The sequence below is a fragment of the Intestinibacillus massiliensis genome (genome assembly GCF_900155735.1).
Lineage (GTDB): Bacteria > Bacillota > Clostridia > Oscillospirales > Butyricicoccaceae > Intestinibacillus > Intestinibacillus massiliensis.
Map to the genome: position 1 here is coordinate 406,567 of NZ_LT707060.1, position 19,241 is coordinate 425,807.

Annotated in this window: 14 protein-coding genes; 7 read left to right on the top strand and 7 right to left on the bottom strand. The window is 62.4% G+C overall.

Annotation, left to right across the window (positions count from 1 at the left end):
* The first annotated feature begins 6 nt into the window (after positions 1–6).
* The 4 genes from recD2 to CZ203_RS13425 all read left to right on the top strand — a co-directional run bounded on the left by recD2 (position 7) and on the right by CZ203_RS13425 (position 5,232).
* Positions 7–2,247: an SF1B family DNA helicase RecD2 gene (gene recD2 / locus CZ203_RS13410; RefSeq protein WP_087066604.1), complete on the top strand. Its 2,241-nt coding sequence runs from the start codon at positions 7–9 to the stop codon at positions 2,245–2,247.
* Positions 2,244–2,891, top strand: a complete 648-nt coding sequence (locus tag CZ203_RS13415; protein WP_087066605.1) for a ComF family protein — start codon at positions 2,244–2,246, stop codon at positions 2,889–2,891. Before recD2 ends, CZ203_RS13415 begins: the two co-directional genes overlap by 4 nt.
* Before the next feature lie 159 nt (positions 2,892–3,050).
* Positions 3,051–4,079, top strand: coding sequence for a rod shape-determining protein (gene mreB / locus CZ203_RS13420; RefSeq protein ID WP_087066606.1), 1,029 nt, complete (start codon positions 3,051–3,053; stop codon positions 4,077–4,079).
* A gap of 79 nt (positions 4,080–4,158) precedes the next feature.
* Positions 4,159–5,232 carry an SHOCT domain-containing protein gene (locus CZ203_RS13425; protein ID WP_087066607.1) on the top strand — a complete coding sequence of 358 codons (1,074 nt, stop codon included), beginning with the start codon at positions 4,159–4,161 and terminating at the stop codon, positions 5,230–5,232.
* 76 nt (positions 5,233–5,308) lie between these two features.
* Here CZ203_RS13425 and CZ203_RS13430 read toward each other — a convergent pair whose 3' ends face one another.
* Positions 5,309–6,637 (bottom strand): alanine/glycine:cation symporter family protein, encoded by a 1,329-nt coding sequence (locus tag CZ203_RS13430; protein ID WP_087066608.1) that lies wholly within the window; start codon positions 6,635–6,637, stop codon positions 5,309–5,311.
* 117 nt (positions 6,638–6,754) lie between these two features.
* Here CZ203_RS13430 and tadA point away from each other — a divergent pair, with 117 nt between their 5' ends.
* Entirely contained in the window at positions 6,755–7,261 is a 507-nt protein-coding gene (tadA, locus tag CZ203_RS13435) for a tRNA adenosine(34) deaminase TadA (RefSeq protein ID WP_087066609.1), read from the top strand.
* A 341-nt stretch (positions 7,262–7,602) separates the two neighbouring features.
* On the top strand, positions 7,603–10,338 hold the full coding sequence (locus tag CZ203_RS13440) for an EAL domain-containing protein (RefSeq protein WP_087066610.1): 2,736 nt from the start codon (positions 7,603–7,605) through the stop codon (positions 10,336–10,338).
* A gap of 38 nt (positions 10,339–10,376) precedes the next feature.
* On the opposite strand, the gene dnaJ is transcribed toward CZ203_RS13440, so the two are convergent.
* From dnaJ to CZ203_RS13470, 6 genes are all read right to left on the bottom strand, one after another.
* The gene (gene dnaJ / locus CZ203_RS13445) at positions 10,377–11,537 is read right to left on the bottom strand and encodes a molecular chaperone DnaJ (RefSeq protein ID WP_087066611.1); all 1,161 of its coding nucleotides are present in this window, start codon (positions 11,535–11,537) and stop codon (positions 10,377–10,379) included.
* A 124-nt stretch (positions 11,538–11,661) separates the two neighbouring features.
* Positions 11,662–13,506, bottom strand: coding sequence for a molecular chaperone DnaK (gene dnaK, locus CZ203_RS13450; protein WP_087066612.1), 1,845 nt, complete (start codon positions 13,504–13,506; stop codon positions 11,662–11,664).
* A 62-nt stretch (positions 13,507–13,568) separates the two neighbouring features.
* Entirely contained in the window at positions 13,569–14,138 is a 570-nt protein-coding gene (gene grpE / locus CZ203_RS13455; RefSeq protein ID WP_087066613.1) for a nucleotide exchange factor GrpE, read from the bottom strand.
* A 25-nt stretch (positions 14,139–14,163) separates the two neighbouring features.
* Positions 14,164–15,204, bottom strand: a complete 1,041-nt coding sequence (hrcA, locus tag CZ203_RS13460; protein WP_087066614.1) for a heat-inducible transcriptional repressor HrcA — start codon at positions 15,202–15,204, stop codon at positions 14,164–14,166.
* 225 nt (positions 15,205–15,429) lie between these two features.
* Entirely contained in the window at positions 15,430–16,596 is a 1,167-nt protein-coding gene (locus CZ203_RS13465; protein WP_143436227.1) for a M56 family metallopeptidase, read from the bottom strand.
* A gap of 10 nt (positions 16,597–16,606) precedes the next feature.
* Entirely contained in the window at positions 16,607–16,966 is a 360-nt protein-coding gene (locus CZ203_RS13470) for a BlaI/MecI/CopY family transcriptional regulator (RefSeq protein WP_087066616.1), read from the bottom strand.
* A gap of 446 nt (positions 16,967–17,412) precedes the next feature.
* Between CZ203_RS13470 and lepA the strand changes: the two genes are divergently transcribed.
* On the top strand, positions 17,413–19,221 hold the full coding sequence (lepA, locus tag CZ203_RS13475; RefSeq protein ID WP_087066617.1) for a translation elongation factor 4: 1,809 nt from the start codon (positions 17,413–17,415) through the stop codon (positions 19,219–19,221).
* Positions 19,222–19,241: the final 20 nt, after the last annotated feature.

A 19,241-nucleotide genomic window follows, 5' to 3' on the forward strand; every position in this document is an offset into this window, starting at 1 on the left:
GAACGTATGCAGGAATTTTATGGGGAGCAGGTCAGCATCTGCGGTACGGTCGCACAGATCGTCTTTCAGAATAAGGAGAACGGCTACGCCGTGCTGCGCGTGCTGACCGACGCGGAGGAGGAAGTCACGGCGACGGGCTGTATCCCGAACGTGGGCGTCGGCGAGGAGCTGGTGCTGACTGGGCAGTGGACAACGCACCCGAGCTACGGCGACCAGTTCGCGGCGGAGCTGTTCGAGCGTTCGCTGCCGACGACGGTGCGCGGCATTGCGGATTACCTCGCGTCCGGGCTAATCCGCGGCGTTGGGCCAAAGCTGGCCGCGAAGATCGCCGGCCGCTTTGGAGAGGACGCGTTCGACGTGCTGGCGGATACCCCGGAGCGGCTGACGGAAATCCGGGGCATCACCCCCCAGAAGGCCGAGGCCATCGGGCGGCAGTTCCAGGAGCAGGGCGAAATCCGGATGCTGATGGATTTCCTGACCGAACACGGCCTGCCGCTCAGCCTGACGGCGTCACTGTACAAGCGGATGGGGGCGGACGCCGTCGAGGCGCTGCATGAAAATCCGTACCTGCTGTGCGACGAATACTATAACGTGGATTTCAAAATTGCGGACGGCCTGGCCGGGCAGCTCGGCCTGCCGCGCACCAGCCCGGAACGCGTTGACGCAGGGCTGCTGTACACGCTGACCTTCAACCTCGGCAACGGGCACACGTTTATCCCGGTCGAAAAGCTCGTCGCGGCGACGTGCGGCCTGCTGGCGGACGAGGAGGGATTTGACCAGGAGGGCGTCGAGCAGGGGCTAATCCGGCTCGAGGAGGCCGGGCAGCTGGTGCGCGAGCATATCTGCGGCCGCGACGCGGTCTACCTGCGGCAGATGCATGAGGCCGAAAGCTACCTTGCGGAAACGCTTGGGCGTATGGCGGCGCACAGCTATACGTATGACTTCGACGTGGACGAGCTGCTTGCCGCGCTCGAAGCCGGTTCCGAGCTGGAATACGCGCCGCTGCAGCGCGAGGCGATCGCGACGGCGGCGAAGAACGGCCTTGTCATCCTGACGGGCGGCCCCGGCACCGGCAAGACCACGACGGTGCGCGGCATGCTGCACGTATTCGAGGCGCTCGGGCTGACGATCCAGCTTGCCGCCCCGACCGGGCGCGCGGCCAAGCGCCTTTCCGAGCTGTGCGGTATGGAGGCGCGCACGATCCACCGCCTGCTGGAGGCCGGCTACGGCGCGGGCGGGCGGCTGGCGTTCCAGCGCAGCGCAACAAACCCGCTGGACTGCGACGTTGTGATCCTGGACGAGGTCTCCATGGTCGATATCGCGCTGATGCAGGCGCTCGTGGAAGCGCTGCCGCACGGCGCGCGCCTGGTGCTGGTGGGCGACGCCGACCAGCTCCCGCCGGTCGGCCCGGGCAACTTCCTGCGCGACCTGATCGCGTCCGGCAAGGTGCCGACCACGCACCTGACCGAAATCTTCCGGCAGGCGCAGCAGAGCGATATCGTCATGAACGCGCATGCGATCAACGAGGGGCACGAGCCGCACGCCTCGGCGAAGGACGGCGACTTCTTCATAATGAAGAAGGCAGACCCAGCCGCGGTCATCCAGACCGTCGCCGAGCTGTGCCGCGAGCGCCTGCCGCGCTATTACGGCTTCAACCCGTCGCAAATCCAGGTGCTTGCCCCCGCCAAACGCCAGGGCGCGGGGACGTATGCGCTCAACCGGATGCTGCAGGAGGCGCTGAACCCGCCCGCCGAGGGCAAGGCAGAAAAGCGCTTCGGCGACACGGTCTTCCGCCAGGGCGACCGCGTCATGCAGGTGCGCAATAATTATGATATCCTGTGGGAGCGCGAGGACGGCAAGGAAGCCGGCAGCGGCATGTTCAACGGCGACGTTGGGGAGATCCTGCAGATTTTCCCGGCGCAGGAGTGCCTGCTCATCCGCTTTGACGACAAAATGGCCACGTATACCTTCGATATGCTCGGCGAACTGGAACTGGCTTACGCGATGACCGTGCACAAGGCGCAGGGCAGCGAGTTTGACGCGGTCATCGTCGCGCTGTCGTCCGGCGTGTCCCGCCGCCTGCTCACGCGCAACATCCTTTACACGGCGATCACCCGCGCGCGGCGGCTGCTCGTGCTCGTGGGCAGCAGCGACGTGATCGCCTACATGGTACAGAACAACACCAAGGGCAGGCGCTACAGCGCGCTGCGCGCCCGCCTTGCAGCCGAGGGGGAGGAAGGCCGGTGAAGCTGATACGCGCCCTGTTCCCGCAGCGGTGCGTGCTGTGCCGCTGCCGCCTTGCAGCCAAGGGGGACGCGGTGCTGTGCCCGTCCTGCGCCGCGCAGGTGCGCACGGAGTACCGCACGCAGGGTCAGGTGCTGGTGGACGGGACGGACGGCGCAGCCGCCGCGCTGCTCTACCGCGGGCGCGTGCGCGAGGCGATGCACCGCTACAAATTCAGCCGCGCCAAGGGCTATGCGCGGTGGTTCGCTGCACAGCTCGCCCCGGTGGTCGGCGTATGGCTCGACGACTGGCGGCCGGACTGCGTGACCTATGTGCCGGTCGGCGCCGCGCGATATTGGGGGCGCGGGTACAACCAAAGCGCGCTGGTCGCGCGCCGCATCGCCAAACAGTTCGGCCTGCCGTGCGTGCCGCTGCTGCGGAAGTCCGCATTTATTGGCCGTCAATCCGCCAAAAACCATGCACAGCGCAGCAAAAACGTGCAGCATGCCTTCCATTTGCGCAGAAACGCGCAAACAGCGGGGAAGCGCATCCTGCTGGTCGACGACGTGCTGACCACCGGCGCGACGCTGTCCGCCTGCGCGCATGTGCTGCGGGAGGGCGGCGCCGAACGGGTTTTCGTTGTCGCAATGACAAAAACACCCGGTTAAACGCTGCAAATAAGGTGCAAAACAGGGAAATCTTAAAAAGATGCCCAGGCTACTTGCAAAATAATTTATATCCGATATAATAATGTGTAGTATGCCGCAGTGGCGGTTTTTTGCATTTGAGAAGGATAAATTTGTAGATAGATTGATTGAGGTGTCTGAATGTTTTTTTCGAGCGATATTGGGATCGACCTTGGCACGGCCTCGGTGCTTGTATATGTAAAAGGCAAGGGCATTGTCCTGAATGAGCCTGCGGTTGTTGCCGTGGACAAGCAGTCGGGCAAGATCCTGTCCGTGGGCGCGGATGCGCAGAAAATGCTGGGCAGGACGCCGGGCAATATCGTTGCGATCCGCCCGCTGCGCGAGGGCGTGATTTCCGACTATGAAATGACCGAGCGCATGATCAAGGAGTTCATCCGCAAGGTGCTTGGCTTCCGCCTGTTCAAGCCCAACGTCGTCATGTGCGTCCCCTCGGTCATCACCGAGGTGGAGGAGCGCGCGGTGATCGACGCGGGCACGCAGGCCGGCGCAAAGCGCGTATTCCTGGTGGAGGAGCCGGTCGCGGCGGCGATCGGCGCGGGCATTGATATTGCCAAGCCGAACGGCAACATGATCGTCGATATCGGCGGCGGCACCACGGATATCGCCGTCATTTCGCTCGGCGGCATCGTCGAGTCCAATTCCATCAAGCTTGCGGGCGACAAGTTCGACGAGGCGATCGTCAAGTATATCCGCCGCAAGCACAACGTCCTGATCGGCGAGCGTACGGCGGAGGAAATCAAGAAGGAAGTCGGCTGCGTCTACCCGCGCCCGGAGGAGGTCTCCATGGAGATCAAGGGCCGCTGCCTGATGACCGGCCTGCCGCGCGTGTTCACGGTCACCTCGACCGAGGTGCTCGAGGCCTTCGAGGAGGTCACCGCGCGCATTGTGGAGGCGATCCACTCCGTGCTGGAGCGCACGCCCCCGGAGCTGGTCGGCGATATTTCGACGAACGGCATCGTGATGACGGGCGGCGGCTCCATGGTCTGGGGCTTCGACAAGCTCGTCGCGGCCAAGACCGGCATCCCGACCCGCGTGGCGGACGACGCGGTCTCCTGCGTCGCCTACGGCACCGGCAATTGCCTGGACAACCTGCAGTCCATGCAGGACGGCACGATGAACCTGTCGCGCCGCCGCCAGATGATGGCTTAATTTCACATCCTGTTGCTTGATAACAACAAACGGCTGGAACCAATCGGTTTCCAGCCGTTTTTGCGTAAAGGAGGTTTTTATGGGCTTGTTCGGATTTGGCAGGGACGCGGAACCGGAGCGGGAAATGCCCTCCGCGCTCCAGTCCGCGCGGGCGGATTATGGGGCGCTGCGGCAGTCGCTGCCGGACGCCCTGGTGCTGGCAGCCGCGGGGGAGAACAAGGCGTTCCCCAAGGGGCAATACTATTTTGCGTGCACGGACAGGGAGTTCCTCTTCTTAGCGAAGGTGGCGGAGAACGAAGCTTCCGCCGAGCGTTACCGTGCCTGCCGTATCAAGCGGTTTCCCCGGGAGGAGACGGCGGCCAGCAAGCCGCGCGTGGAAACAGGGCCTACGGCGCAGGATGGGCTGCTGCGCCGCTATGCCGTGCAGCCGGTGACGCTGGTATTTGCCAACGGGCGGTTCGGCGAGGCCCGGTTTACCGCGGCGAACAACAAGACGACCGAACGCTTTTTGCAGGATAACCTGCCGGGCTGCGCGCTGCTGCCGCTGTTCGACCGGTTTGACAGGCCGGAAAAGGCATATGAGGCAAGCTGCAAGAAGGGCGGCGGCCTGCTGCCGGACGGCACGGCGCTTGAAATCTGGCGCGAGGGGGAAAACTTGGTGCTGCTGCGCCGCCGGGTGGATTACTACAGCCAGGCAAACGAGTTCTGGTACGGTACGCTACCCGTTGCGGACATCGTATATTTCCAGGAGAAGGGGCAAATCGATTACGAGACCAAAGTTTCCGGCGGCGGCGTTTCGATCGACCGCAGCGGGGCGATGTGGGGCGGCATGTTCAGCATGAACGCGAACGCAGGCATGCTGGAAAGCGCCGTGGTCAGCGAACCGATCCGCACCGAACGCATCGAGCACGATAACCGCTATGTGGCGCTTGCGGTGCGGCAGGCCGGGGCAAAGGCGGAAATACAGTTCGGCTACGGGGCGCTGGCGGCCTTCCAGCAGATGATCCCGGAAAAATCGTTTGAAGAGCGCATGCCTTCCCGCGAACCGACGGCGGCGGAACAGATCGAGATCCTGGCAAACGTCTGCGAGCGCGGCTATCTGACCCGTGAGGAATTTGAGGAAGCGAAGAAAAAGCTGCTGGCGAAACTATAAGGCCGGAAGGGGCTCATCCGGCTCAAGCAAACAGAATCCCCCTGCGCGGTATTGGCGCAGGGGGATTGCTGCTTTTTTAGCGTTTGGCGTGCAGGTACTTCTGGGTTTCAAACTGTACGACCGGCGCGAGCGTCCACAGGCCGATGAGGTTGGGGAAGGCCATGAGCGCGGCCGCCACGTCCGCGGCAAGCAGCAGCGTATCCAGCGGCAGGAAGGCGCTCAGCGCGACCGAGGCCGTGATCAGCGCGAGGTACAGCTTTGCGCCGCGCTCGTGCCCGGTGAGATAGCGTAGGCACGTAAGGCCGTAAAAGCTCCAGCCGATGATGGTCGAGAAGGCCAGGAAACAGACCGTAACGCAGATGAACAGGCCTGCAAAGCTGCCGAGCGCGCCGCGGAAGGCCAATGTCGTCAGGGCTAGCCCCTGCGCGCCGCTGTCCAGCACGCCGGATACCAGGATGACGAGCGCCGTCAGTAGGCAGACGACGCAGGTGTCGACAAAGACCTCGACCGCGCCCAGCACGCCTTCTTCACAGGGGCTTTTGCTGTCCGCGCAGCCGTGCGCAAGCGGCGCGGAACCCATGCCGGCCTCGTTGGAGAACACGCCCTTGGCAAAACCGTCCGAAACGCACCGCGCCGTCAGGATGCCCAGCAGGCCGCCGCCGGCCGCGGCCGGCCGCATGGCGTCCGTCAGGATGAGCGCGAGCGAAGGCAGGATGCGGTCGCGGCCAAGCACCAGTACGGCGGCGCCGCCTGCGAGATAAAACAGCGTCATGAGCGGCACGAGCACGGACGCGGTGCGCGCGATCAGCTTGCTGCCGCCATTGAGCACCGGCCAGGCGGCGAAAGCCACGATTACACCGACCAGCACAGGGGAGAGCGGCACGATGGCCGTCACCGCCGCCGTGATCGCGCCCGCCTGCGTCATGGCGCCGGTGCCGAGGGATGCGAGCAGGCAGCATACGCAAAACAGCTTTGCAAGCCCAGGGCGGTAGGCGCCGCGCTCCAGGTAGACCATCGGGCCGCCGAGCGGCACGCCGTCCTGCCGGATGCGGAAGCGGACGGAGAGCACGATTTCCGCGAATTTGGTCGCCATGCCGAAGAAGGCGGCCAGCAGCATATAGAACACCGCGCCCGGGCCGCCCAGCGTGATGGCCGCCGCGACGCCCGCCAGGTTGCCCACCCCGAGCGTGCCGCCGAGCGAGGTGAAGAGCGCCTGTAGCGGCGTGATTGCGGGCGCGCCCGCATCCTGCGTTTTGCGCCCGGCGCGAATCTGGCGGAGCAGGCTTTTGACGCACCAAAACTGCACGAAGCCGGAGCGCCACGACATATAAATACCGGTCAGCAGGATGAAAAGCACGGTGAACGGCCCCCATAGCGCGTACCGGATCCGTATCAGTAATTCCATAGACAACCCCTCCGCATTAAACCTATGCCGCGCGGATAGGGAACATGATTGTCTGCATCCCCTTAAATATGGTATACTAGGTATACAAACGGGAACGGATGGGACGAGGGGGATAAGATGCAGGGTGAACAGGAAAAATTCATGAAAGCGGCGCTGCGCCTGGCGCAGAAGGCGGCGGACGAGGGCGAGGTGCCGGTCGGCTGCGTGGTGGTGTGCGACGGGCAGATTGTCGGCCGCGGGCGCAACCGGCGCGAAACCAAAAAGAACGCGCTGCACCACGCCGAGATCGAGGCGATCGGCAAGGCCTGCAAAAAGCTCGGGGGCTGGCGGCTACATCGCTGCGACCTCTATGTGACGCTGGAGCCTTGCCCGATGTGCACGGGCGCGATCATCAACGCGCGCATCCGCACGCTGTATTACGGCGCGCCCGACCCCAAAGCCGGTTCGTGCGGCACGCTGGTCGACCTGTTTTCGGTCGGGTATAACCACAAGCCCGAGGTCGTGCGCGGCCTGATGGGGGAGGAGTGCGCCGAGCTGCTGCGCCGCTTTTTCCGCGACCTGCGTACACGGAAAAAGCGGGAACGGGAAGCGTGGAAGGAAAATGGGAACGCACAAGGCTGCTGACCGGCTATGCCGCGTGGCCGGTTACCGCGGCATGGCGGCAGCCGGTTTGGGCCGGAATCTGGAAGGGAAGGGAAAACCGTTACAAACTGCTAAAAAATTCTGCAAAAAAGCGTAGACAGAAACAACGTATCCCCTTGTGAAACTTACAGAAAACTGGTATGCTATGGAATAAGGTATTGCGGCTTGCTGTCGCAGTAAAGGTTATTTCTTTCTTTAGCGCAGGAATATTTAAAAAATTGGCGGCTCCTGGCCATATTTGGCGGGGATGCCGACAGTGCTTTCCCGCCCTGCCGGCGCACGCTGCCGGCAGGTTTCAGTATTTTTTGGGACGGGGTGTTTGGATGCAAAAGCGGATAATACCGGCTTTTTTAATGGTGGCGCTGCTGATCTGCGGCGTCGTATCGGTTTTTTCGATCGATAGGATGCAGGGTTACGCGCGGGTCATCAACTATGCGGGCATCGTCCGCGGCGCGACCCAGCAACTGGCTAAGGAAGAACTGAACGGGCAGCCGAACGACGCGTTGATCGGCAAGCTGGACGCAATCCTGGCCGGGCTGCAGGGCGGGGAAAACGAGTACGATTTGTCCCGGATGGACAGCGGGGAATTCCAGGCGCTGCTGGAAGAGATGCAGGCCGCATGGGCAGGGATGAAGCGGGAAATCCGGCAAGTGCGCGCCGGCGGCGGCGGGGACGCCCTGTTCGCGGACAGCGAGGATTACTTTAACCTTGCCAACCGGGCGGTGCACGCGGCGGAGGAGTATACCGCGGAAAAGGTACAGCAAACCGAGCAGGGGCTGTTGCTGCTGATCCTCCTGATTGTGGCAGCGGCGGTTTTGCTGATGTGGTACGGCACGGTGCAGTCCCGGCGGCGTGAAAAGCTGCAGGCCGAGGAGGACGAATACCTGCGTAAAAAGGAGTATCTCGACCGCATGTCGGAATCGCTCCGCGCACCCATGAATGATATTTCCGAGCTGCTGTATATTTCCGATGTGGAGAACTATGAGCTGCTTTTCCTCAATGAGGCGGGCAAGCGGACTTTCGGCGTGACCGGCGATTTTTCCGGGCAAAAGTGTTATAAGGTCGTGCAGGGCATGGACGAGCCCTGCGCATTTTGCAACAACAGCAAGCTGAAAATGGGCGAAAACTATACCTGGGAGCACACAAATACGCTGACAGGTGCGCATTACCTGCTGAAGGACCGCCTGGTGGAATGGGACGGGCGGATCGCCCGGATGGAGTTGGCGTTTGATATGTCGGAAGCGGAGCGGCGCAAACAGTCCCTGCAAAGGGCGCTGGACGTGGAAAAGATGCTGGTGGACTGCGTCCGTACGCTCTACCAGAATACAGAGTTCCCCATCGCCGTTTCCCATATGCTGAAACAGCTCGGCGCGTTCCTGTCCGCCGGCCGCACCTATATCATGGTGCTGGAGGAAGACGGGTACCTGCACCGGCAATTCGAGTGGTGCGCGGATGGCGTCGAAAGCGGGATGCATACCTCGCAGGTGACCCCGCATGTCGTGGTCGAGCGCTGGCTCCCGCACTTCCAAAAGGATGAGTGCATGGTGATCGGCGACGTGGCGCGGCTGCAGGAAGAATCGCCGGAGGAATTTGAACTGCTGCGCCGCCAGAACGTCTCGCGCCTGGTGGCCGCGCCGCTGGAGATGGACGGCAAGCTGGTCGGCTTCCTCGGGGTCGACAATCCCCCGCTGGACCGGCTGGAGCATATCGCACCGCTGTTCCAGACCTTGTGCTACTTCATTATCCTGGCATGGCAGCGGTCGGAGAGCGAGCAGGAACTTTCCATGCTCAGTTATTATGATACGCTGACAAAGTTTTATAACCGGAACCGCTACACGCAGGACACAGAGGCGCTGCGGTGCGCCGATGGGCCGGTGGGCGTGATCTACCTGGACGTCAACGGGCTTAAGGACATCAACGACCTGCAGGGGCACGCGTTCGGCGACAAGGTTTTGGTCCGGTGCGCGGATATGATGCGCGAGGTTTTCGAAGGCGCCGCCTTTTACCGCATTGGGGGGGATGAATTCGTCATTATTTCGACGGGCACCGGCAAGGCGGAGTTTGACGCCCGGGCGCGGGAACTGCGGCACCGCTTGCAGATGGACGAGCAGTGCAATGCGGCGATCGGCGCGCGCTGGGAGGAGAGCACCGCGAACCTCCAGCAGGTAATCGCCGAGGCGGATGCGGAAATGTACGAGGACAAAAAGTCCTTCTACCGGCAGAACCCCATGTCGAACCGGTACCGCCACGCCAACGACGAACTGCTGCGCCTGGCAGACCCCAAGGTGCTGCGGCAGGAGATCCTGAACAAGCAGTTTGTGGTGTACTTACAGCCCAAGGTCTCGTCCTCCGACGAGAGCACGCAGGGCGCGGAAGCGCTGATCCGCTACCGGCCGCGGCCGGATACGCTGGTGCTGCCGGGCAACTTCCTGCCGATGCTCGAGGAGCGGCGCGTCGTCAGCCAGCTTGATTTTTATGTATTCGAGTTCGTCTGCTCCAAGATGCGGGAGTGGGCGGAGGAAGGCAAGCAGGCTTGCCCGGTATCCGTCAATTTTTCCTGTTGCTCGCTCGCGCAGCCCGGCTTTGTCAAGAAGCTTGAAGCGATCTGCGGCAAATACGGGATTTCCAAGCAGCAGCTTGAAATTGAGATCACCGAACGCGGCCGTAATAAGGACGATGTGGATTTCAGGGGCGTCATCGGGCAGCTGCGCGCGGCGGGCTTTGTCGTGTCGATCGACGGGTTTGGGATCGAGACCTCGAACATGACGCTGCTGTCGGCGGTGGAATTTGACGTGCTCAAGCTGGACAAGAGCATGATCGACGACGTCGACAGCAATCTGCGGACACGTGCGGTCATCGAGTCCATTGCCGGGATCTGCCGGAAGATGGGCATTAAGCTCGTGGCCAAGGGCATCGAGAGCAAACAGCAGCTTGTCGCGCTGCGCGAGAGCGGAGTGGAGCTGGCGCAGGGCTTCCTGTTCAGCAGGCCCATCCCGATCGAGGAGTACGAGACCGAATACCTTAAGCGCAAGGCCGGGGACGCGCCCCTGGGAACATAAAAAACGGAGGATATGCATTTTGCATACCCTCCGTTTTGTTATTCGCCCTTAAATGCGTCCTTGACCTTATCCCAAAAACCTTTGCGCGCGCTGTGGTTTTCGTCCGTTGCATTGGCTTCAAACTCGCGTAGCAAATCCTTCTGCTTGTCGGTCAGGTTCTTCGGCACCTCGATGTTGACGCGCACGTACTGGTCGCCGCGGCCGCGCCCGTTGACATTCTGGATGCCCTTGCCGCGCATGCGGAATACCGTGCCGGTCTGCGTGCCCTCGGGCACCTGGTATTCGATCTTGCCGTCGATGGTTGGCACCTGCAGGGTGTCGCCCAGCGCCGCCTGGGTGAAGGAAATCGGGATTTCGCAAATGACGTCCGAGCCTTCGCGCGTGAAGATCGGGTGCGGCCGGATGCCGACCGTCACGATCACATCGCCCGCGGGGCCGCCGTTCGCGCCCGCGCCACCCTGGCCGCGGAGCTGGATGGACTGCCCGTCGTCGATACCCGCCGGGATGTGGACGGACAGCGTGCGGCTGCGGCGCAGCTTGCCATTGCCGCCGCATTTCTTACACGGCGTTTTGATGACCTTGCCGGTGCCGCGGCAGTTCGGGCAGGCGGACTGCGTCTGGAACATGCCGAGCGGCGTGCGCTGGGTCTGCGTGACCGAGCCGGAGCCGTGGCAGGTGGGGCAGGTCTCCGCGGACGTGCCCTTGGCCGCGCCCGAGCCGCCGCACTCCTCGCAGTTTTCAACGCGGTCGATCGTGATTTCCTTGTCACAGCCGAACGCGGCCTCCTCGAAGGACAGCATGATGCTCTTGCGGATGCTTTCGCCGCGGCGCGGCGCGTTTTGCCGGCTTTGGCGGCTGCCGCCGCCGAACGCGCCGCCGAACATGCCATTCAGGATATCGCCCAGGTCGCCGAAGCCGCCCATATCGAAGCCGCCGAAGCCGCCCGCGCCCTGGCCGGCGCCGTAATTCGGGTCGACGCCCGCAAAGCCGAACTGGTCGTACTTCTGCCGCTTGGTGCCGTCCGACAGCACCTCGTAAGCCTCGGAGGCCTCCTTGAATTTCTCCGCCGCCTCCGGGTTGTCTTTATTCACATCGGGGTGGTATTTCTTGGCGAGCTTGCGGTACGCCTTCTTGATTTCGTCGTCCGACGCGCCCTTGGAAATGCCCAGCACCTCGTAATAGTCTCTCTTGTCTGCCATTGGAATACACCTCAAAAAAGGAATGGACAGTACCGTAGGGCGTGACGTCCCCGGCGCGCCGCAGCCGGGAAAGCCCGTTATACGGCGGGCCGGGTTCGTCCCGCCCTACAAATCATGTCTTGGATTATTTCTTGTCGTCGTCCTTGACTTCGGTGAAGTCTGCGTCAACGAAGTCGCCCTGCGGGCCGGACGGGTCGCCGCCTGCCTGGCCGCCCATGTTCGGGTCGCCCTGCGGCGCCTGCTGCTGGTAGATCTTGCTGGCAAGCTCGCCGAACTTCTTGGACAGGCTGTCCGACGCCATCTTGATCATTTCCGTGTCGGTTCCCTTGAGGGCTTCTTTCACCTTTTCGATCTCGGCCTGCACGGCGGACTTTTCCTCGGCGGACAGCTTGTCGCCCAGGTCGCCCAGCGCCTTTTCGCTCTGGAATACGAGCTGCTCGGCGTTGTTGCGGGTCTCGACCTCTTCCTTGTGCTTCTTGTCCTCGGCAGCGAACTGCTCGGCCTCGTGCATCGCCTTGTCGATGTCGGCCTGGGACAGGTTGGAGGACGCGGTGATGGTGATCTTCTGCTCCTTGCCGGTGCCGAGGTCCTTTGCGGAGACGTTTACGATGCCGTTTGCGTCGATATCAAAGGTAACCTCGATCTGCGGGACGCCGCGCGGCGCCGGGGCGATGCCGTCAAGCGTGAACTTGCCGAGCGTCTTGTTGCCGGCCGCCATTTCGCGCTCGCCCTGCAGCACGTGGATTTCAACGGACGGCTGGTTGTCGGCCGCGGTCGAGAATACCTGGCTCTTCTTGGTCGGGATGGTGGTGTTGCGCTCGATCAGGCGGGTGCATACGCCGCCCAGGGTCTCGATGCCGAGGGACAGCGGGGTAACGTCAAGCAGCAGGACGTCCTTGACCTCGCCGCCCAGGACGCCGCCCTGGATTGCCGCGCCGACCGCGACGCACTCGTCCGGGTTGATGCCCTTGAACGCGTCCTTGCCGGTGATGGACTTGACCGCGTCCTGTACCGCCGGGATACGGGTGGAGCCGCCGACCAGCAGGATCTTGGCCAGGTCGCCCGGCTGCAGGCCCGCGTCGGACAGCGCCTGGCGTACCGGCCCCATGGTCGCCTCGACGAGGTCGGCGGTCAGCTCGTTGAACTTCGCGCGGGTCAGCGTCAGCTCAAGGTGCTTCGGGCCGGTCGCGTCCGCCGTGATGTACGGCTGGTTGATCGAGGTGGAAGCCATGCCGGAAAGCTCGATCTTGGCCTTCTCCGCGGCTTCCTTCAGGCGCTGCATCGCCATCTTGTCGCCGGACAGGTCGATGCCCTCGGTTTTCTTGAACTCCGCGACGATCCAGTCCATGATGCGCTGGTCAAAGTCGTCGCCGCCCAGGTGGTTGTTGCCCGCGGTCGCGAGGACTTCGAGCACGCCGTCGCCGATGTCGAGGATGGAAACGTCGAACGTGCCGCCGCCGAGGTCATAGACCATGACCTTCTGCTCGGTCTCCTTGTCGACGCCGTATGCCAGCGCCGCCGCGGTCGGCTCGTTGATGATGCGCAGCACGTCGAGGCCTGCGATCTTGCCCGCGTCCTTGGTGGCCTGGCGCTGGGAGTCGGTGAAGTACGCCGGGACGGTGATGACCGCCTGGGTGACCGCGGAGCCGAGATAGGCCTCCGCGTCGGCCTTGAGCTTCTGCAGGATCATCGCGGAGATCTCCTGCGGGGAGAACTTCTTGTCGTCGATGGTCACGCGGTAATCGCTGCCCATGTGGCGCTTGATCGAAATGACCGTACGGTCGGCGTTTGTGACGGCCTGGCGCTTTGCGACCTGGCCGACCATGCGCTCGCCGGTCTTGGAAAACGCCAGGACGGACGGGGTGGTGCGTGCGCCTTCCGCGTTCGGGATGACGACGGCTTCGCCGCCTTCCATAACCGCGACGCAGCTATTTGTAGTACCTAAGTCAATACCAATGATCTTGCCCATGATAGTACGCTCCTTTATATCAGATATTTGCTTTCAAAATATTAAAATGAATACCGGCGGCCTCAGTTTGCCACCTTGACCATGCTGTGCCGGATAACCCTGTCGTCGATCATAAAGCCGTGCTGGAACACCTCGGCGATCTCGTTTTCGCCAAAGCCCTCGTCCTCGACGTGCATCACGGCGTTATGGAGGTTGGGGTCGAAAGCCGTGCCCGGATCGTCCTCGATCTTCGTGACGTTCAGGCTGCGCAGCGCGTCGAGCAGCTGCTTATGGGTGAGTTCGACGCCCTTCTTGTATTCCGCATCCTCGGTTTCCACCGCAAGCGCGCGCTCCAGGTTGTCGAAGGTCGGCAGCAGCGCCTTGACGGCGTGGGATACCGCGTCCGCGTGTACGCCCTCGCGTTCGCGCTGGGAACGCTTGCGGAAGTTATCATATTCCGCGGCCATGCGCATGAAACGGTCGTTCAGGTCGTCATACTGCTTTTGCAGCGCGTCGAGCGCGCTGTCCGCAGCGGGCTCGGCGGCAGCCGGTTCGCCGCTTGCGGCCTCTGCAGCTTCCATATCTTTCATTTCGGCTTCGCAGGCGGCCTGCTCGGTTTCCGGAATTGCGTCTTCCGTCTTCTTTTTGGACATTCTGTATTCAGCCTTTCCAAGTTTATTATGGATGTTCCTCTAAAAAGGTCTCTGCAATCAATTTGTTCAGCCCCTTGGCAAAACGGGACAGCCGCGCCGACAGGCGGGCATAATCCATACGGGTCGGCCCGACAATGCCGATAACGCCCTGCCCAAAATCGCCGATGCTGTACCTTGCGTAGATCATGGATGCGTCGGACAGCGGGTTTTCACCGTTTTCCGGCCCAATCATGATCTGCACGCCGTCGGTCTCTCCGCCGACGGGGATCAGGTGGCTGCGGTCGCTGCCGAGATAATCCAGCACCGCCTGCGCCTTTTGCGTGTCGCGGTATTCGGGATAGCGCAGCAGCTTGCCCGCGCCCTCGAGGTAGACCTCCTGGCGCCCTGTTTCCTCGATCAGCTCCGCGATATATTCGGCGACCGGCGCGAGCAGGGCGGTCAGCCCGGCGGCGCGGCGCACGATATCAAACCGCTCGGTGGTGATGCTGGACAGCGGGATGCCGGTCAGGGTCTGGTTGAGCACATAGGTCAGCAGCTCGGCCTCGTCTTTGCTAACGGGGGCGGCGGTGTGTACCATTTTATTTTTGACCGCGCCGGACTCGGTAACCACAACGATGACGAACATGTTCTGGTTGACCGCGATGATTTCAAATTGCTTGAGCGAGGTGCGCTGCATGACCGGCGTGGCCGCGACCGCGGTATATTCGGTCAGGTTTGCGATCAGCTTGCCGGCTTCCTGGATCAGTTTATCCAGCTCCCGCACCTTGAGCTGCATCATCTGGCGCAGCCCCGCGTCGTCCCCGGGTTCCGGCTCGCTGGTCGGCGCCATCAGCTCGTCGACGTACAGGCGGTAGCCCAGCGGGGAAGGGATGCGGCCGGCAGACGTGTGCGGCTTTTCCAGATACCCCAGTTCCTCCAGCTCGCTCATCTCGTTGCGGATGGTCGCGGGGGAAAAGGTGATGCCCGGACGCTGCGCAATGGTTTTGGAGCCAACCGGCTCGGCGGTTCGGATATAGTCGCCGATAATGGCTTTCAGGATCTGTTTCTTGCGATCGGAAAGCTCCATGTTGAAGGACCCCCTTCATTGCTTTTAGCACTCATCATCCCTGAGTGCTAAAGATAATTTACCACCATGTGTGAAAGAAGTCAAGGGGGAGGCTGTGAATATTTTGTGAATGTACAGAAATGCGGCAAAAAGGGCAAAAAGCAGCAGCCCGGCCGGAGCCGGGCTGCTGTAACAGGGAAACAAGCGTGTCGGGAGGGATAGGGCTACGGGATGGCGCCGCCGCCGTTACTTGGCATCATCGGCGCGCTTCACGTTGACGACCGAGCCGTCCTTCAGCAGAAACTGTACCGTACCGTCGTCCAGCACTTTCTTTTGGAAATCGTAATCGGCCGAGTACTCGATATTGGGGTTCTCGCCCTCCTTGCCGGTAAAGGTGAAGGTGGCGGCCATGGCCTTGTCGCTTTCTACGCCGTCTGCGGGGGGCGCCTGGTCGGTGTCGGCGAGCTTCATGGACATATAGCTGGCGGAAACTGGCTCTGCAGGGGTCTCCGGCGCGGGGGCGGCAAAGGCGGAAGTGGTGCCGAGGAGCATCACGCTGGCCAGCGTCAGGCCGGCGACCGAATATTTACGGGATGTCATAATACATTTTATCCTTTCTTCAAGCGGGTGTTTACTAAGATGGCTAAAGAGCGGGGAAGCGGCGCTTTTGGATTCGGCAAAGCACAATAACGTCATGGCGTAGGCCTTGCGGGATTCGGGGCCGCCGCGGCGCACGACGGCGCGGTCGCAGGAAAGCTCGAGGTCGCGGCTGAACAGGTGCAGCAGCAGCCAGACGGCCGGGTTAAACCAGTGCGCGCACAGGGCGGCGGCGGCGACGAGCTTCCAGAGGCAGTCGAAGCGGCGGATATGGGTCATTTCGTGCGCCAGCACAAGGCGCAGCGCCCCGGCGTCCGCGTTCCGGAGCGCACTGGGCAGCAGGATGACCGGGCGCAGCACGCCATAGGTCACCGGGGAGGCGATGCGGTCGCTCATGCGCACGGAGACCGTGCGGCGCAGCGGGTACTCCTTTAATACAGGGGCGATATCGGCGTGCGCCGCGGGCAGGGACATGCGGAAAGTGCGGATTGCCCGCAGGTAGGCGATGGCCAGGTACAGCGCGAGTATGATCCCGCCGGACAGGACGGCCCAGCCCCATGCCGGGAATACCGGCGCGGCTGCGGGCGCGGGGGACAGCGCCTGCAGGGCGTACACGTGCTGTGCGGCGAACCGCCGGGACAGGTTGAGTACGCTGAGCGGCGACGGGAAGGAGGCCGGGATCAGCAGGCGGCAGAGCGCCGCGCCCCACAGCACCAGCCAATAGGATGGCGGCACCTTGTTGCGGAACAACGCGCGCAGCGCCGCCGTCGCGAGGACCAGCCCCCCGCCCATCAGGCTCATAGTTAAAAACTGCACGGCTCGCACCTCACTTTAATTCTTCAATCATGCGGCGCAGCTTGTCCAGCTCCTCCGGGGGCACCCGCCCGCCGTCGAGCAGCGAGGCGAACAGCGTCGCCGGGGAGCCGTCAAACAGCTTATCCATCAGGTCGTCGGCTTCGGCCTGGCGCGCCTGCTCGCGGGTCAGCAGGGCGCGGCAGTGGAAGCCTGGCTCGGTGCGCGCAATCACGCCTTTGTCAATGCATTTCTTAATCACGGTATAGGTTGTGTTCTTGTTCCAGCCGACCTCTTCCGCAAGCAGGACGGACAGTTCCTTCGCGGTCAGCTCGCCGTTGTCCCACAAGGCTTCCATGACCTTGCGTTCCGAATCAAAAAGCTTTTGCTCCATGGTTTCCCTAACTCCTTTTTGGCGGCGGCCAGCCGTCCGTCCCCAGCGCTTGGGACGGGCTGCCGGCCTTGGACTATTGCAATAGTATGGCTATAGACTATCATGATAGTCTGGTTCCGTCAAGCGCTTTTTGCAAATTCATCAAACCTACACAGGAATTACACGGGAACGCCCTGCGGCTGCCGTCGGGGTACGCGCGTAAAATCCGAAAATTGGGGCTATCGTATGGCGGGATGCTGTGATAGGGGAGGCACAGCCGGGCGCGCGGGACGGCTGCCGGCCGCCGCACGCGCCCGTATTTAGTAAAACTGACGGGAATTTTGCCGCCAGCCGCCGATTTTGGTTGGGGGCGGCAAAGGAATCCCCTTGTAACGGGGCGGGAATTATGGTATCATGTTTATTACTTGTAAGGAGTAAATCCATCACTTTTTTTGAGGAGTAATAGCGTGAAGGATCAAAATAAGATTCGGAATTTTTCCATAATCGCGCATATCGACCATGGCAAGTCGACCCTGGCCGACCGCCTGCTCGAGCAGTGCAAGGCGGTTTCGCAGCGTGAAATGGAAGAGCAGCTGCTCGACAATATGGATCTGGAGCGCGAGCGCGGCATTACGATCAAGGCGCGCGCCGTGCGTATGGAGTATGAGGCCGACGACGGCGAAACCTATGAGATGAACCTGATCGATACGCCGGGGCACGTCGACTTCAACTACGAGGTCTCGCGTTCGCTCGCCGCTTGCGAAGGCGCGCTGCTTGTCGTCGACGCGGCGCAGGGCATTGAGGCGCAGACGCTCGGCAACACCTATCTTGCCATCGAGGATAACCTGGAAATCGTACCGGTGATCAACAAGATCGACCTGCCCGCCGCAGACCCCAAGCGGGTCAAGCAGGAGATCGAGGATATCATCGGCATCCCGGCCGAGGACGCGCCGGAAATTTCCGCGAAGATGGGGCTGAACATCCACGAGGTGCTCGAGCGCATCGTGCGCGATATCCCGTCCCCGTCCGGCGACCCGGAAGCGCCGCTGCGCGCGCTGGTCTTTGACAGCCAGTACGACCCCTACCGCGGCGTAATCGTCTATATGCGCCTGATGGACGGCCGCATCGCGCCGGGCATGAAGGTCAAGATGATGGCCACGGGCGCGGAATTCCAGGTCATCGAATGCGGCTACATGCAGCCCCTCGGCCTTGCGCCGACGGAGGGGCTGTCCGCCGGCGAGGTCGGCTATTTCAGCGCGTCCATTAAAAATGTCGCGGATACCCGCGTGGGCGATACCGTGACCGAGGCCGGCCGGCCGACCGCCGAGGCCCTCCCCGGCTACCGCAAGGTGCAGCCGATGGTCTATTGCGGCATCTACACGGAGGACGGCTCCAAATACCCCGACCTGCGCGACGCGCTGGAAAAGCTGCAGCTCAACGACGCGGCCCTGTCCTTCGAGCCGGAAAGCTCGATCGCGCTGGGCTTCGGCTTCCGCTGCGGCTTCCTCGGGATGCTGCACATGGAGATCATCCAGGAGCGCCTGGAGCGCGAGTTCGACCTCGACCTCGTGACCACGCTGCCCTCGGTCGTATATGAGATTATCAAGACCGACGGCACCGTCGTCCTGTGCGACAACCCGCACGATTACCCCGACCCGGTGCACATCGAGGAGGCGCGCGAGCCGTTTGTCAACGCGTCCATCATCACGCCGCAGGAGTTCGTCGGCAACATCATGCCGATGTGCCAGGAGCGGCGCAGCATCTTCAAGGACATGCAGTACCTCGACAGCACGCTCGTCGAGCTGCACTACGAGATGCCCATCAACGAAATCATTTACGACTTCTTCGACGCGCTCAAGGCGCGCACGAAGGGCTACGCCTCGCTGGACTATGAGCTGTCGGAGTACCGCAAAAGCGACCTTGTCAAGGTGGACATGCTGCTCAACGGCGACCAGGTGGACGCGCTGTCCTTTATCGCGCACCGCGAAAAGGCCTACAGCCGCGCGCGCCGCATCTGCGAAAAGCTCAAGGAGAACATCCCGCGCCAGCTGTTTGAGGTGCCCGTACAGGCCGCGATCGGCGGCAAGGTGATCGCCCGCGAAACCGTCAAGGCCGTGCGCAAGGACGTGCTGGCCAAGTGCTACGGCGGCGACATCACCCGTAAGAAAAAGCTGCTCGAAAAGCAGAAGGAGGGCAAAAAGAAGATGCGTACGCTCGGCACGGTGCAGATCCCGACCGAGGCGTTTATGGCGGTGCTCAAACTCGACGAGGAGTAAGCCGCAGGGGAGATCATCCG

Bases quoted from the DNA above. Each gene is read 5' to 3' on its own strand.
- recD2 (WP_087066604.1), top strand. From the start codon at position 7: ATGCAGGAATTTTATGGGGAGCAGGTCAGCATCTGCGGTACGGTCGCA.
- mreB (WP_087066606.1), top strand. From the start codon at position 3,051: ATGTTTTTTTCGAGCGATATTGGGATCGACCTTGGCACGGCCTCGGTG.
- CZ203_RS13425 (WP_087066607.1), top strand. From the start codon at position 4,159: ATGGGCTTGTTCGGATTTGGCAGGGACGCGGAACCGGAGCGGGAAATG.
- CZ203_RS13430 (WP_087066608.1), bottom strand. From the start codon at position 6,637: ATGGAATTACTGATACGGATCCGGTACGCGCTATGGGGGCCGTTCACC.
- tadA (WP_087066609.1), top strand. From the start codon at position 6,755: ATGCAGGGTGAACAGGAAAAATTCATGAAAGCGGCGCTGCGCCTGGCG.
- CZ203_RS13440 (WP_087066610.1), top strand. From the start codon at position 7,603: ATGCAAAAGCGGATAATACCGGCTTTTTTAATGGTGGCGCTGCTGATC.
- dnaJ (WP_087066611.1), bottom strand. From the start codon at position 11,537: ATGGCAGACAAGAGAGACTATTACGAGGTGCTGGGCATTTCCAAGGGC.
- dnaK (WP_087066612.1), bottom strand. From the start codon at position 13,506: ATGGGCAAGATCATTGGTATTGACTTAGGTACTACAAATAGCTGCGTC.
- grpE (WP_087066613.1), bottom strand. From the start codon at position 14,138: ATGTCCAAAAAGAAGACGGAAGACGCAATTCCGGAAACCGAGCAGGCC.
- hrcA (WP_087066614.1), bottom strand. From the start codon at position 15,204: ATGGAGCTTTCCGATCGCAAGAAACAGATCCTGAAAGCCATTATCGGC.
- CZ203_RS13470 (WP_087066616.1), bottom strand. From the start codon at position 16,966: ATGGAGCAAAAGCTTTTTGATTCGGAACGCAAGGTCATGGAAGCCTTG.